Below are 13,765 nucleotides of genomic sequence, written 5' to 3'. Positions count from 1 at the left end.
TCCATATCGCGATATCGGCGGTCAACTGTTCATTTCGGCGAAAACCGTCGAGCATCACGTCGCCCGGATTCGTCGTCGGCTCGGCGCCGGATCACGTTCGGAGATGCTGTCGATGCTGCGGGCCATGCTTGCCCCGCAAAGCTGAGCCCGGCCGACGTGTAGACCTGATCACATCCCAGCCCCGCTGGGCTGGCGATCTGCGCAAACTTAGGTTTGCCTTTCTCGCGGCGAATGCCGAGAAGATGTCAGTATGGGCAGGTTAAGCAGCAAAGGCGCCTCTAACGCGTTGCTGCCCTTCGGAGTGACGACGAATCCGGGCGACGTGATGCTCGACGGTTTTCGCCGAAATGAACAGTTGACCGCCGATATCGCGATATGGAAGTCCCAGCAGCAGCAGCTCGGCGACTTCGCGTTCGCGATCGGACAACGGTGACCCCGACCGCGGCTGACGCGTCGCGGGCGCTGACGGTTCCGACGGCGTCTCCCCGGCGGGGACCTCGCCAAAGCCCGTGCCCACCTTGAGGTCCCGGGCCAGCTGCAGCATCGCGCCGGATACCTTGGCGTCGGGTGTCTGCAGCGCCGCCTGACCGGCCAGTCGAGTCGCGTCGGATGTCAGCCCGACGTTTGATAGCGACCGCGCCGCCGCGGTGACTTCCGCCGCGTCCACCTGGTCGGCAAGGACCCGCAGCCAGGTACGGCCGGCGCCCGAGAGGGCCTGCGCCAAGCTGCTGTGGGCGGCGGCTGCGCCCAGCGCCTGCCCGTGGGGCGCGACCGATTCCGGTGAGTTGGCCAGGATTGCGGCGTGCACGCCGGCCCAATGCAAGGCGTTCGACCATAGCGGCGGGTTCCCCAGCGAATTCAGGAGAGTGAACGCCTGATCCAGGGTGTGCTGCAGCTGGTGCACTTGGCGCATCCGCGCTGCCGCGACCCACAATTCCCCTAAGGGCAGTAGCGCAAACAGGTCCACAGAGTATTCGGCGAGCACTTCCATGGCTGCGTACCAGCACTTGTGCAGCGCGCCGGTGTCACCGCTGCGCCGTGCAATGGCGGTCTGGAGCGCGGCGGCCCACAACGCGTCGCGGCGATAAAGATCGGAGGCGGCAATGGTCGCGAGGGCGGCGACGTCTGCGCCGGCCGAGGGTAACTGGCCGTCCTGCATTTTGATCCAACCCGATAGCAGCTGGTGTCGCGGCCCGAACAGCGCGTCGCCGCCGTCGCGCACCGCGCGGCCGACGACGCTGTGGGCGCGGACGGGATCGCCTGCGTGGATGGCGGCCAATGTCACCAGAGCTGCGGGGCTGTCCGGGAAGGCCACGCCGATCGACTGGTTGGTTGCGATGGCCTGGCTGAGTTTCGCCATCGCTGTCGGATAGGGCTGATCCATTGTCAGCAACAGTCCTTCGGACAGGCTGCGGGACGCGCGTGCGGCCAGCGTCGGCGGACCGGAATCTTTGAGACGCATGGCGGCCTGCGCCGCCGCCAGGTCCCCGGCGGCGGACAGCACGATTGCGGCGGCCGAGCCCACCACCGCGTCGGGGTAGGGGCCCAGCCAACTGAACAGCTGGGCCGCCTGCTCGGTATTGCCGTCGTGAGCCGCAATACTGGCCGAAATGCGTACCGCCGCAGCACGTTCAGTGGAATCCGATGATTCGAGCAGCTCGTCGGCTAATACCGCGGCACGCGCGCAGTCGCCGGTCCGGGCGAGTGCATCGGCCAAGTGGGCGTTCAACCCCGTCGCGCCGGCGCGAACTGCTGCGGCATACACTCGCGCCGCTTGTGCGGCATTGGAGCGGTTCTCGGCCGCCTGCCGAGCGAGGATGGCGGCCAACCGGTCGTCGTACAGACCATGCTCGGCCAATCGCAGCGCCAGTTCCGGCGTCACCGTCGAGATGTCGAGTTGTGAACGCAACAAAGAGGTTTCGACCTCGCGGTGGTGCGCGTTGCCGACTAGCTGAGCAACGGCATCGTGCACGAGTTGGCGAAAGGCCGGCGGGTGCGACGGTTCGACCAGACCGCTGGCATGCGCCTGGTCTGCCAACGTCCTCGCTTCAGCAGCCGAAATACCCAGCGCCGCAGCGATATCGGCGGGTCCGAGTTCGTGGGCCAACGTCATGATGAGCAGTGCGTCCAAGGCAGGTTCGTCACTGCGTCGCAATCGTTCGATAAGCGCAAGCCGGGCCGCGTTGGGTTGCGCGCCCTCTGCGTGGACGAGGAAGGGCAGGCCCGCCGTGCAATCGAGCAGCTGCTCGGCGACAGGCCGCGGACCCAGCGAGATCCGTGGTCTTTCTCGTTCGATCGCCGTCATCAAGGATCGCAGCGCCGGGCGCTGTTCGTGTGCTTCGGTGGCTATGACGACGGTGGCACGCGCATCGGCGACGCGCTCGGTGAGGCGGGCGAGTTCGCCGTCGGTGAGCAAATGGGCATCGTCGACAATGAGCGCTGCATCTGGCGGGTCGGCATCACGCGCAGGGCGGGGCAGAACGGTTATGTCCGCGCGCCGCGCCGTTTCGCGGGCTGCAACTAGAAGAGTGGACTTGCCGGTGCCTATGCCGCCGGTGATCAGGGCCTTGACTGGGACCGTCGCGGCCTTTGCGAGATCGGCGACGACAGCGCGCCCCCCACGCGGGAAGTCGGTGAGCAAATCGGGCATGGCTGCGTCGCCGTCCGGGGCACCCGGTGACTCGCTCAACCGCATACCCCCTGTGCTCCACTAGTGGCCAGCGGCAGTTTTCCCACCATAGCCGTTGACGGCCCGCACCTCCCGGCATTCCCCTAATGCCATACCCCCTAATGGGGTCGCGAGGCGGGCGGGGTTGGCACCGAACCCAGCTCTCGCGGTAGCCGATAACATCTTGCTATTGCTGGAAATATGGGCAGATGCGGCAGGGAGGTGCGTGGTGGCAAACTCGTTGCTCGACTTTGTCATCTCACTTGTGCGTGATCCCGATGCTGCCGCGCGCTATGCCGCAAACCCCGGCCAAGCTATCGCCGATGCTCATTTAACCGGTGTGACCAGCGTTGATGTCAACAATCTGATCCCGATGGTGTCGGATTCGTTGTCGATGGGCGGACCGGCTGCCGCAGCTGCGGGGGCGCCCATCGCCGACCACGGCAATGTGTGGGCAAGTGGCGCGGCAACCGCGGCGTTCGATGCGTTCGCACCGCACCCGCCGGCTGCTGCGGTACCCCAGCATGAGGCGATCAGTGGCGTGATCAATCAACCAGCCCCCCATGTGCCCACGGGGCTGCCCGCTGACGCTCAACCGGTCGCGATGGCACATCAAGAACCATCGCTGCTGCTCAACGATGGTGGCATACCCCAAATGCCTTTCGACCACGGCGCTTTTCCAGTCACCGATCCCGGCATCTGGGATCACTCCGTGATTCATCCGGATGCCCATCCGCATGACGTGCCGCCGGACCATCACGGCTTCGGCCTCCACGGCTAATTTTCGTTCCCCAGGGATCCGTCTGGTCGCTGCGATCACGGCGATCGGGCTGTTGACGTGCGTAAACCCTGTCGACCCAGCGCTTCACCGGTGGACCATAGGGGTAACCAAATTTCCCCTAATCCCCTAACGGGGTGGCGTGCGCTATCCCGGTGGGTATTCCCCGCGCTGGGGGAACTGACCCCGATTTGGGGGAGTCCCGAAATCCATACGGTTTATGACAGAGCGCCGGTCACTTCGGCGAAGAGCTTCACCCATCCGAATTGAAGGGAAAAGAAGATGACCTCGCTTGTCGACTACATCCTCAGCTTGTTCCGCAGTGAAGACGCTGCACGGTCATTCATCGCCGCTCCCGGACAGGCGATGACCAACGCTGGGCTGATCAACGTGTCGCCCACGCAGATCTCCTCGGCGGTCGCCACCGCGGCGCCCGGTGTGGAACTTTCCTCCGGCGACCCGATCGTCGGGCTGCAGCAGGCGCTGGTTGGCCAGCACGGCTTTGCACCGGCGATCACGAACGCCGGCGTGTTCGTCGCGCAAGACGCCGGTACCGTTGTCAGCAGCGCTGGCCAGCTGATTGCCAACGACGCTGGATTCGTGGCCAGCGACGCCGGCTTGGTCGGCTTGGACGCGGGGACGATCGCCGCTGACGCCGGTGTCGGACTGGCTGATGCCGTGGCGACCAACATAGGCGCCGGATTGGCCACGGGCTTCAACGCCGGACTGATGGGACAGACCGGGTTGGGCGTGCAGACGGGTGTTCTCGGCGCTGCTCCCGGGCTCGCGTTCGTCGAGCCGACCGGCGGCTTCGGTGCCGGAGTGGGCTTGGGGGCGCAGGCCGGCCTGGGTGTCGGGTTCGGTGTCCAAGCCGGATTCGGTGCGCAGGTTGGTGCCGGTATAGGCGCCGGTATCGGCACAGGAGTTGGCGCTGGCGGCCAAGCCGGTCTGGGTGTGGGCTTCGGAGTGCAGGCCGGAATTGGTGCTCAGGCTGGTGTCGTCGGTGGCATTGGCGGTCAGGCTGGCATTGGCTTCGGCGGTGGCGCTGGCATCGGCGGCGGCGCGGGCTTAGGTGTCAGTGGCGGGATCGGTGGTCAGGCCGGACTTGTCGGCGGGATCGGTGGTCAGGCCGGTATTGGCCTGGGTGGCGGTGTTGGCCTAGGTGGCGGCATCGGCCTGGGTGGCGGCGTTGGCGCCGGGATTGGCGTGGGCGGTCAAGTTGTAGGCGGCGTCGGAGGTGCTGTTGGCGCTGGTGGTCAGCTTGGCGGCGCGATTGGGGGTCAGGCTGGCGTCGGCTTGGGTGGCGGCGTCGGACTGGGTGGGAACGTCGCCGGTGGACTTAGCGGCGGCATTGGCGCTGGGATCGGTGTTGGCGGTCAGGTCGGTGGCGGCATTGGCGGTCAAGTCGTGGGTGGCGTCGGTGGCGGCGTCGGCGGTGCGATCGGTGCTGGTGGTCAGGTTGGTGGTGCGATTGGTGCTGGCGGCCAGGTTGGTGGTGCGATTAGTGGTCAGGCCGGTGGGGCTATCGGCGGTGGACTTGGCGGTGGCATCGGAGCAGGTGGCGGCGTCGGCGGTGCGATTGGTGCTGGCGGCCAGGTTGGTGGTGCGATTGGTGGCCAGGCCGGTGGTGTCATCGGGGGCGGACTCGGCGGCGGTATCGGAGGCGGACTCGGCGCTGGTGGCCAGGTTGGCGGCGCGATTGGTGGCCAGGCCGGTGGGGCTATCGGCGGCGGCCTTGGCGGCGCGGTCGGCGCTGGTGGGCAGGTCGGCGGTGTGGTCGGTGCTGGTGGTCAGGTCGGCGGTGCTGTTGGCGCTGGCGGTCAGATCGGCGGTGCTGTCGGTGCCGGGGCACAGGCTGGTGGCGCGATCGGTGCCGGTGCACAAGGTGGCGGTGCGATAGGTGCTCAGGCTGGCGGCGTAATCGGCGGCGGGTTGGCCGGGGGCATTGGTGCTGCTGGTCAGGCCGGCGGAGCCGTCGGAGCCCAAGCTGGCCTAGCGGCTGGTGGGCAAGCCGGAGCTGTGATTGGTGCGCAGGCGGGTCTTGCCGGTCAGGCGGGCCTCGCCAGCCAAGCGGGCATCGCGGGCCAAGCCGGCCTCGCGAGCCAAGCGGCCATCGCGGGCCAAGCCGGCCTCGCCAGCCAAGCGGCCATCGCGGGCCAAGCCGGCCTCGCCAGCCAAGCGGGCATCGCGGGCCAAGCCGGCCTCGCCAGCCAAGCAGGTGTTGCAGGCCAAGCCAGCCTGGCCAGCCAGGCTGCGATCGGCGGGCACGCGGCCGCTGCCAGCAGCATCGCCGCATCGAGCCCCTCCGCACTGAGCGTTGGCGCCAGCAGCCAAGCGGGACTGATCGCCAGCGAAGGCGCGGCGTTGAACGGCGCGGCCACTCCGCACGTAGCGGGTCCCTTGGGCGGCATCGGCGTCGGCGGCCAGGGCGGCGCCGTAGGTGGCGCCGGCCTTGGTATCGGTGGCGGCGGGAACACCCCGCTAGCCGGCCACCCGGCCCCACAGCCCGCCGCGGCCTCCGCTGCAGCCGGAGCGGGCGGGCAGGTCGGACCGGGCGGCGTCGCTGCCGCGGGTGCCGGCGGCGGCACCGTGACGGGCGGTCCCGGCAGTGTTGCCACCGGACCAGGCTCCGCCGCGACCGGACCTGGCGGGGTGGCCACCGGGCCCGGCGCCCACAGTGGCCCCAACGCTGGCGCCGGCGGGCACCCGGACATCCTCGGTCAGGAAGGCACGACGCTCGGCGGTGGCACGGGAGCGGGCGGTGGCGGCACGGGTGGCGCCGGCGCAGGCGGCACGGGCGGCACGGGCGCCGGTGGCGGGGTAACCCCGGGCGACCACGGTCCGACGTTCCCCTCCGGGCACGGCCCGGTGATAAGCGGGGGCGGGACGACGCCTCCGGCGGGCACCGGCCACGGTCCTGTCATCCAGACCCCTACCGGCCAGGGCGGCACGGGTGCGGGTCATGGCGGTACGAACCCGCCGGTGATCAACGCGCCCGCTCCGCACACACCCGCACCTCAGGTCGAGACACCGGCGCCGGCTCACCCGGCTCCGGCCGACCATGGTCCGGTGTTCACCCCGCAGCAGCACCAGCCGGTCGAGCAGCCGCAGCCGACCCATCACGAGCCCCAGAGCCCGTCGGTGTTCGGTCACGAGCCTGCTCCGGTCCACACGCCGCCGGCGCACACCGAACCGCCGGCTTCGCACGGTCCGGCCGGGCATCACGGGTTCTGATCGGCGAAACTCGGCTGAAAACCGGCGGGGACCTTCGTGGTTCCCGCCGGTTTGTCCGCATACCGTGATCTGACAGACCAGCGATCGAGAAAGTGGGGCGGCACGGTGACTCAACCCGATGACCCGCGTCGCGTGAGCGTGATCGTCGAGCTGATCGACCACACGATCGCGATCGCCGAACTCCACGACCGTGGTGACCTGGTGCAGCGGCTGCGGCGGGCCCGCGACCGAATTGTCGATCCGCAGATTCGAGTCGTCATAACGGGCCAGCTCAAACAGGGTAAAAGTCAATTGCTCAACTCATTGCTTAACCTGCCGGTGGCTCGAGTCGGGGATGACGAAGCCACCGTGGTGGTCACGATTGTCAGCTACAGCGAGCAGCCTTGGGCGCGGCTCGTCGTCGCTGCCGGACCTGACGGGCAGACCGCGACGGTCGACGTTCCCGTCGATGACATCAACACCGACCTGCGGCGGGCACCGCAGGCCCGCGGCCGCCAAGTGTTGCGCGTGGAGATCGGCGCGCCCAGCCCGCTGTTGCAGGGCGGATTGGTGTTCATCGATACCCCCGGCGTCGGGGGGCACGGGCAGCCACATCTGTCGGCGACGCTCGGCTTGCTGCCCGACGCCGACGCGATGTTGATGGTCAGCGATGCCAGCCAGGAGTTCACCGACCCCGAGATGTGGTTCCTGCGCAAGGCGCACCAGATCTGCCCGGTCGGGGTGATCGTGGCTACAAAGACCGACCTGTATCCGCATTGGCGGCAGATCGTCAACACCAACGCCAACCACTTGCAGCGCGCTCGCGTGCCGATGCCGATCATCCCGGTCTCATCGCTGTTGCGTAGCCACGCCGTCAGCCTCAACGACAAGGAACTCAACGACGAGTCCAACTTCCCGGCCATCGTGAAGTTCTTGAGCGAGAAGGTCCTCACCCGTGAAACCGACCGGGTCCGCGACCAGGTGCTCGGTGAAATCCGTTCGGCAGCAGAACAATTGACCGTCGCGGCGGGCTCGGAGCTTTCCGCCGTCAACGACCCGAAGCTGCGAGACCGGCTCGCCGGTGATCTCGAGCGGCGCAAGCGGGAGGCAGAGAATGCCTTGCAAGCGACAGCGCTGTGGCAACAGGTGCTCAACGACGGATTCACCGACGTGAGCAACGACGTCGACCACGATCTGCGGGTTCGTTTCCGTGCCGTCACCGAGGACATCGAACGACAAATCGATTCCTGCGACCCGACCCTGCACTGGGCCGAGATCGGCGCCGACGCGGAGGACGCAATCGCCACCGCCGTCGGCGATAACTTCGTGTGGGCCTACCAGCGCTCGGCCCATCTGGCCGACGAAGTTGCCCGCTCCTTCGCCGACGCAGGACTGGATTCGGTGATGTCACCGGAGCTGACGTCTCGGCTGATGGCCTGCAATTTCGACCAGCTCAAGGCAGTGGCGGAACTGGAAGCCAAGCCGCAGGGCAAGGGCCAAAAGGCGCTGTCCGGGCTGCGTGGCTCCTACGGTGGCGTGGTCATGATCGGCATGTTGTCGTCGGTGGCCGGACTAGGTCTGTTCAACCCGGTGTCGGTGGGCGCCGGGTTGTTGCTCGGCCGGATGGCCTACAAAGAGGAAAAGGAAAGCCGGCTGCTGCGGGCCCGCGCCGAAGCCAAGACCAATTTGCGGCGCTTCGTCGACGAGGTTTCCTTTGTGGTCGGCAAGGAGTCCCGCGACCGGCTCAAGACGATCCACCGCAAATTGCGTGATCACTACCGCGACATCGCAAACGAGCTGAGCCGGTCGCTCAACGAGTCGCTGCAGGCCACCCTCACCGCTGCGCATTTAGAAGATGTGGAGCGTGACACCAGGGTCCGCGAGCTGGAGCGGCAGTTGAACATCCTGGGCCAGGTCTTAGAACACCTGAAAAACCTGGACAAGCTGCGACCAAACTTCGTAGGACGACCGTGAGTACCAGCGACCGGGTCCGCGCCATCCTGGGCGGAACCATTCAGGCATACCGTGGCGAACCGGCCTACCGGCAGCGCCCGGACATTTTCCACGAGTTGGAACGCATCGGTGCGCGCCTGAACGAACCCATCCGAATCGCGTTGGCAGGCACTTTGAAGGCGGGTAAGTCCACGCTGGTCAACGCGCTGGTCGGGGACGATATCGCGCCGACGGATGCGACTGAGGCCACCAGGATCGTGACTTGGTTTCGACACGGCCCAACGCCCAAGGTCACCGCTGTTCACCAAGGCGGACGGCGCAGCAACGTGCCGATCACGCACCGCGAAGGGCTCAGCTTCGATCTTCGCAATCTCAACCCCCTCGAGGTCGCCCATCTGGACGTCGAATGGCCCGCTCAGGAGTTGGTGCAGACGACCATCATCGACACCCCTGGGACGTCGTCGTTGACCCGAGATACCTCCGAGCGCACGCTGCGTCTGCTGGTGCCCGCCGACGGGGTGCCCAGAGTGGACGCAGTGGTGTTTTTGCTGCGCACCCTCAACGCAGCCGATATTGCGCTGCTTAAGCAGATCGGCGGACTGGTCGGCGGGTCCGCGGGCGCGCTGGGCATCATCGGGGTGGCATCACGCGCGGACGAAATCGGCGCGGGTCGCATCGACGCAATGATGTCGGCCGCCGACGTGGCCAAACGATTCACCAGCGAGATGAATCAGACGGGGATTTGTCAGGCGGTGGTACCGGTGTCCGGGCTGCTCGCGATGACCGCGCGCACGCTGCGCCAGGGTGAGTTCGTGGCGCTGAAGAAACTCGCCGGATCCGATGCCGCTGAGCTGAACAGGGCGCTGCTTAGTGTGGACCGATTCGTGCGGCCCGACAGCCCGCTGCCGGTGGATGCGGCCATTCGTGCCCAGTTGCTGGAACGCTTCGGCATGTTCGGCATCCGGATTTCGATCGCCGTCCTGGCTGCCGGTGTCACCGATGCGACTGGATTGGCTACCGAACTGCTGGAGCGCAGCGGGTTGGTGGCACTGCGCGAGGTGATCGACCAGCAGTTCGCGCAACGTGCCGACATGCTTAAGGCACACACGGCGCTGGTCTCGTTACGCCGCTTCGTCGAAACGCATCCCGTGATGGCCACGCCTTATGTCATCGGGGACATCGACCCGTTACTGGCCGACACCCACGCCTTCGAGGAACTGCGCTTACTGAGTCAATTGTCTTCGCACACAACAACTTTAAGCGAGCATGAGGTGGTGTTGTTGCGTCGCATCATCGGTGGCGCGGGAACCGATCCGGTCAGCCGCCTGAGCCTGGACCCCGAGGCCTGCGCGGCCGACCCGCAGGAACTGCCGCGGGCTGCCTTCGCCGCGGCGCAGCATTGGCGCCGTCGGGCCGAGCATCCGCTCAACGATCCGTTCACGACGCGAACGTGCCGCGCCGCGGTACGCAGTGCCGAGGCGATGCTGGCCGAATTCTCTGCCCGCCGCTGACTTGAATGGCGGCGACGAGTTTCGTCCCGCTCAGCCGCCCGGCGCGGCGGTGGTCGGCGTGACTGGGGCGGCGGTCGTGGTGGGCGGCGCCTGTGTGGTGGTCGGCGGCGCCTGGGTGGTGGTCGGCTGGGTTGTTGTGCTCGGTCGCGTCGTGGTGGTCGGCTGCGTCGTAGTGGTGGTCGGCTGGGTGGTTGTTGTGGTCGAAGTCGTCGACGTGGTCGATGTAGTCGAAGCGGTGGTCGACGGGGTGGTGGTGGTTGGCTGTGTGGTCACCGTGACCGGCGGAGGGGTGATCACCGTCTCGGTCGGACTGTTGTCCGGCCCGGTCACGACGGTGGTGACGGGTGGGGGCTGCGACGTGGTCATCACGGGCTTGGTGTTGGTGGGATGCAGGGTGAGTGCCAATACCACGGCAATCAGGATCGCCGCTGCCGCACCGGCCAGACTCAAGACGATGGCCGGACGCCGGTACCAGGGCGGGACCTCGGACTCGGTGGGATAGCGATCCGGCGGGACATCGGGCTGCAGCGGGCCGGGCGCAGGGGGTAGCGCACCGGTGTAATCGGCCGGACCCGTGTACGGGACCGGATCCATGCTTCCGGTGCCGGAGTCCTCGGACCAGGCCAGCGCGCGATCAGTGGCCTGGGCGGCGTTGTCCGGGAACGCTTCGGTATCCACCGGAGCAGTCGGGGATGCCTGCGTCGGCGCGCCTGCGGCACCCAGTGCGCCCGCGGCGCCGAGGGCACCAGCAGCACCGACGGCACCAGTCGGCACATCCACGGCCGGACCGATACCGGTGGCCGCACCCGCCGAGGAGCCCAGCGTGGCCGCACCAAGCGCCGCACTGAACCCCGGCTGCGGTGGGGTGAAGACCGGCACTCCAAGGCGTTCCGACAGCCGGGTGGTGATCAGCGGAATGCTGGCGCCTCCGCCGACTGCACCCACCGCGGCCAAACGCTCAATCCCGTTGCGCTGCAGCACTTCCCCGAGTGCAGTGATGAAGCGGTCCAATGGCGCGGAGATGAGCTGTTCGAAGTCGGTGCGGGACAAACGCAATTCGCCAGCTCCGGCGCCAGCCGCAACGGTGGCTACCGTCGCCGCTGAGAGTTGCTCCTTGATCGCCCGGGCCCCACCGAGCATCCTCGTCACCGAACCCATCGACGTCGCGGTACCGGAAACATCCGCGTTGTCGAGGTTGGGCGAGTTGCTCAACAGATGATTGAGCACCAACTGGTCGATGTCGTCGCCGGAGAACTCGCTGTAGCGGACTGTGCTGCCGACCTGCCCGGAGTTAGCTCCGGCGTTAGCCAGGGTGATGCTGGTTCCCCCGGCACCGAAATCGCATAAGGCCACCACGCCGTCCCTGGGGAATCCGGGCCGGGCATTCACGGCGGTCAGTGCGGCTGTGGCGTCCGAGATCAACGTCGGCGTACCGCCGGCTCTGGTCAGGTCCGGCTGGGCGAACAACTCTTGGCGCAGCGCCGCGATCTGGTTGTCCGACCAGTAGGCGGGAACCGCGATAGTGATCGGCGTCCCGTAGCCCGCGGCGCGCGCCAAAGCTTCCAGGGCTTCGATGGTCAACGCCTGGCCTAGGTACTTTGTCCCATCGGCGGCAACCAGCGGCGCCGCGTCGCCGACGCGCTCGATGAATCCCCGCAGCACCACGCCCGGCTCATTCAGGCTGGGATTCTCGTCGGGCAGGCCCACTTCGGACGGCCGGCTGTCGAACAATGTCAACACCGGTGTCCGCGAGATCGGGGCACTACCCGAGCGGGCCGCTACCAGGTTCGCCACACCGATCGACAACCCGAGCGACTCGCTCATATATCCACACCCCTGCGTCCGTTGTTTTGCTGTCGGTCGGTGGCCGGTACCCACCCTAGCCGTCGCGGAAACGGCCGGGCCGGGTCAGAGGCCCGGCGGCAAATTGATGACGGTGGGTATCGACGGCAACGTTATCCGCGACGGAAGCCTGGGAATCGCCCCGGGTGCTGGGGAATTGGCGGGCGTGGTGGTTGGCGACGGACTGGTGGTGGTGGTCGTCGTCGTGGTCGTCGGGGACGTGGTGGTCGTGGTCGTGGTCGTCGTTGTTGTCGTCGTCGTCGTGGTCGTTGTTGTGGTGGTCGTTGTTGTCGGCGGCGTAGTGGTGGTGGTCGTTGCGGGTGCGACTGTGGTCACGGTGGTGGTGACGGTAGCCGGGCTCGGGCGGCCCTGCGCGAGCAGGACGATGCCGTAGATGATCAGGCCGATCAAGACCGCGATCAGCACCCCCCACCCCACCAATGCGAGTGGTTTTCGCCATCCCGGAGTGGGCTCAGGTCCAGGCTCCGGCTCCGGGATGTACCCGCCGCCCGTGGGCTGCTGTCCGTACCCTCCCTGCCCGTAGCCGTAATTGCCGTAGGCGGTCGGATCGTTGGCGCCGTAATCGGGCGGGTCGTACTTTGTCACGGGCGCCGACTGTATCGGTTAGCCCAGTCGGCCGATCCCGACGCACGCCGCCCGTGACCGATCAGCAATCAAACCTTGACCGAGACCTAACGCGGCAGGTTCGGCAGCGTGATCGTGGGGCCGCCCGGGACGGTGATCGTCGACGGCAGCTGCGGCAGGCGCGGACGATGCGGTGGTTGCTGCGTCGGCTGCGTTGCCGGCGGTTGACTGCGCGGCGGGGGGTTGGGTGCCGGTGGAGCCTCCGACGGCGTGGTGCTCGGTTCCGTTGTCGTCGTGGTGGTCGGCTCGGTGGTGGTCGTTGTGGTCGGCTCGGTGGTGGTTGTGGTGGTCGTCGTCGAGGTGGTGCTGCTGGGCGCCGGGCTACTCGAGCCACCGCCTAGCAGCTGAGACACGCCATAGGCGATCAGTGCGAGCAGGACCAGAACCAGAATTGCCCAACCGATGAGCGTCACCGGTTTGCGGTACCAGGGCCGTGATTCGCTGTCGGGATCGGCGTCGTCTAGCGGCGGATATTGATATTGGTCCGGCGGCGGGCCTTCCCCGACCGGCTGATACGGCGGTTGTTGGCCGGGAGTGTGCTCCACCGTGGGTTGGTTGTGCAACGGTCCGGGCGAATGCTCGACGGTGGGTTGGTTCTGCAGCGGTGTGCCGCCGGGCGGTGGGGGTCCCTCCACCGTGGGCTGGTTCTGGATTCCAGGGGGCGGCGGACCCTGCGGTGGCCGACCGTATGGAGGCTGGCCTTGCGGCGGTGGGCCCTGGGGAGGGCCACCCGGCGGCGGGCCTTGCGGCGGATATCCGCCGTAACCGCCGTACTGGGTGGGCTGATTATTAAAGTCGTCTGGTGGGCCGTTAGGTGCCACGGTTCTGATCGTATAGGTAACGCAGCCAAGTGGTCAGAACTGCTGATCTTCACGGCACTCCTTTTCTACGTGCAGCCCGAGGACATCGCCTTACTTCCCGACATTGGCGAGCCACTATGGAGCAATCTCTTTCGGCTATGGCCAGAACAACACGGCGACGCTCGATGGCGAATTCGCCTGTCCTCCTTGGCTATTGACTGTTTCGGCATACTCGCCACGCATTAGCGGGCCGGACTTGTCGGTGGTGGCTGCCAGGTTGGGGTTATGTCGTCGAGCGGATCTGCTGGGGTCGTGGAGGTGGATGCCGGTGAGCGTCTTGAGGTGTTGTTTGAGG

10 protein-coding genes are annotated in these 13,765 nt (G+C 67.1%); 6 read left to right on the top strand and 4 right to left on the bottom strand.

The features are described from left to right. On the top strand, window positions 1–145 hold a 145-nt coding region (locus A5634_RS26960), incomplete at its 5' end, for a LuxR C-terminal-related transcriptional regulator (RefSeq protein WP_155769337.1). Window positions 146–259: 114 nt separating this feature from the next. Here A5634_RS26960 and iniR read toward each other — a convergent pair. Beyond that, window positions 260–2,650 carry an isoniazid response ATPase/transcriptional regulator IniR gene (iniR, locus tag A5634_RS03605; RefSeq protein WP_065142718.1) on the bottom strand — a complete coding sequence of 797 codons (2,391 nt, stop codon included), beginning with the start codon at window positions 2,648–2,650 and terminating at the stop codon, window positions 260–262. 247 nt (window positions 2,651–2,897) lie between these two features. On the opposite strand from iniR, the gene A5634_RS03600 reads away from it, so the two are divergent. The 4 genes from A5634_RS03600 to iniC all read left to right on the top strand — a co-directional run bounded on the left by A5634_RS03600 (window position 2,898) and on the right by iniC (window position 10,123). After that, window positions 2,898–3,449, top strand: coding sequence for an Rv0340 family IniB-related protein (locus A5634_RS03600; RefSeq protein ID WP_065142717.1), 552 nt, complete (start codon window positions 2,898–2,900; stop codon window positions 3,447–3,449). A 279-nt stretch (window positions 3,450–3,728) separates the two neighbouring features. After that, a complete protein-coding gene (locus A5634_RS29820) occupies window positions 3,729–6,680 on the top strand; it encodes an IniB N-terminal domain-containing protein (protein WP_065142714.1) in 2,952 nt (983 codons plus the stop codon). Between the two features lie 105 nt (window positions 6,681–6,785). After that, window positions 6,786–8,633 carry a dynamin-like GTPase family protein gene (locus tag A5634_RS03590; protein ID WP_065142716.1) on the top strand — a complete coding sequence of 616 codons (1,848 nt, stop codon included), beginning with the start codon at window positions 6,786–6,788 and terminating at the stop codon, window positions 8,631–8,633. After that, a complete protein-coding gene (iniC, locus tag A5634_RS03585) occupies window positions 8,630–10,123 on the top strand; it encodes an isoniazid-induced dynamin-like GTPase IniC (RefSeq protein ID WP_065142713.1) in 1,494 nt (497 codons plus the stop codon). Before A5634_RS03590 ends, iniC begins: the two co-directional genes overlap by 4 nt. A gap of 30 nt (window positions 10,124–10,153) precedes the next feature. On the opposite strand, the gene A5634_RS03580 is transcribed toward iniC, so the two are convergent. Further along, on the bottom strand, window positions 10,154–11,947 hold the full coding sequence (locus A5634_RS03580) for an Hsp70 family protein (RefSeq protein WP_065142712.1): 1,794 nt from the start codon (window positions 11,945–11,947) through the stop codon (window positions 10,154–10,156). A gap of 106 nt (window positions 11,948–12,053) precedes the next feature. On the opposite strand from A5634_RS03580, the gene A5634_RS03575 reads away from it, so the two are divergent. Next, complete coding sequence (locus A5634_RS03575; RefSeq protein WP_216638708.1) at window positions 12,054–12,359, top strand: hypothetical protein; 306 nt, start codon at window positions 12,054–12,056, stop codon at window positions 12,357–12,359. Window positions 12,360–12,657: 298 nt separating this feature from the next. Here the strand turns inward: A5634_RS03575 and A5634_RS03570 are convergent, their stop codons facing one another. Together A5634_RS03570 and A5634_RS28875 are read right to left on the bottom strand one after the other, a co-directional pair. Next, a complete protein-coding gene (locus A5634_RS03570) occupies window positions 12,658–13,431 on the bottom strand; it encodes a hypothetical protein (protein WP_081290173.1) in 774 nt (257 codons plus the stop codon). Between the two features lie 135 nt (window positions 13,432–13,566). Further along, window positions 13,567–13,765: hypothetical protein (locus tag A5634_RS28875; protein WP_216638707.1), on the bottom strand; the 199-nt coding region annotated here is incomplete at its 5' end.

The sequence above is a fragment of the Mycobacterium asiaticum genome (genome assembly GCF_001673365.1).
In the GTDB taxonomy this organism is placed as follows: Bacteria; Actinomycetota; Actinomycetes; order Mycobacteriales; family Mycobacteriaceae; genus Mycobacterium; species Mycobacterium asiaticum_A.
Note: the sequence above shows the minus strand (reverse complement) of the source record. Positions and strands in the feature narration are given on the sequence as shown.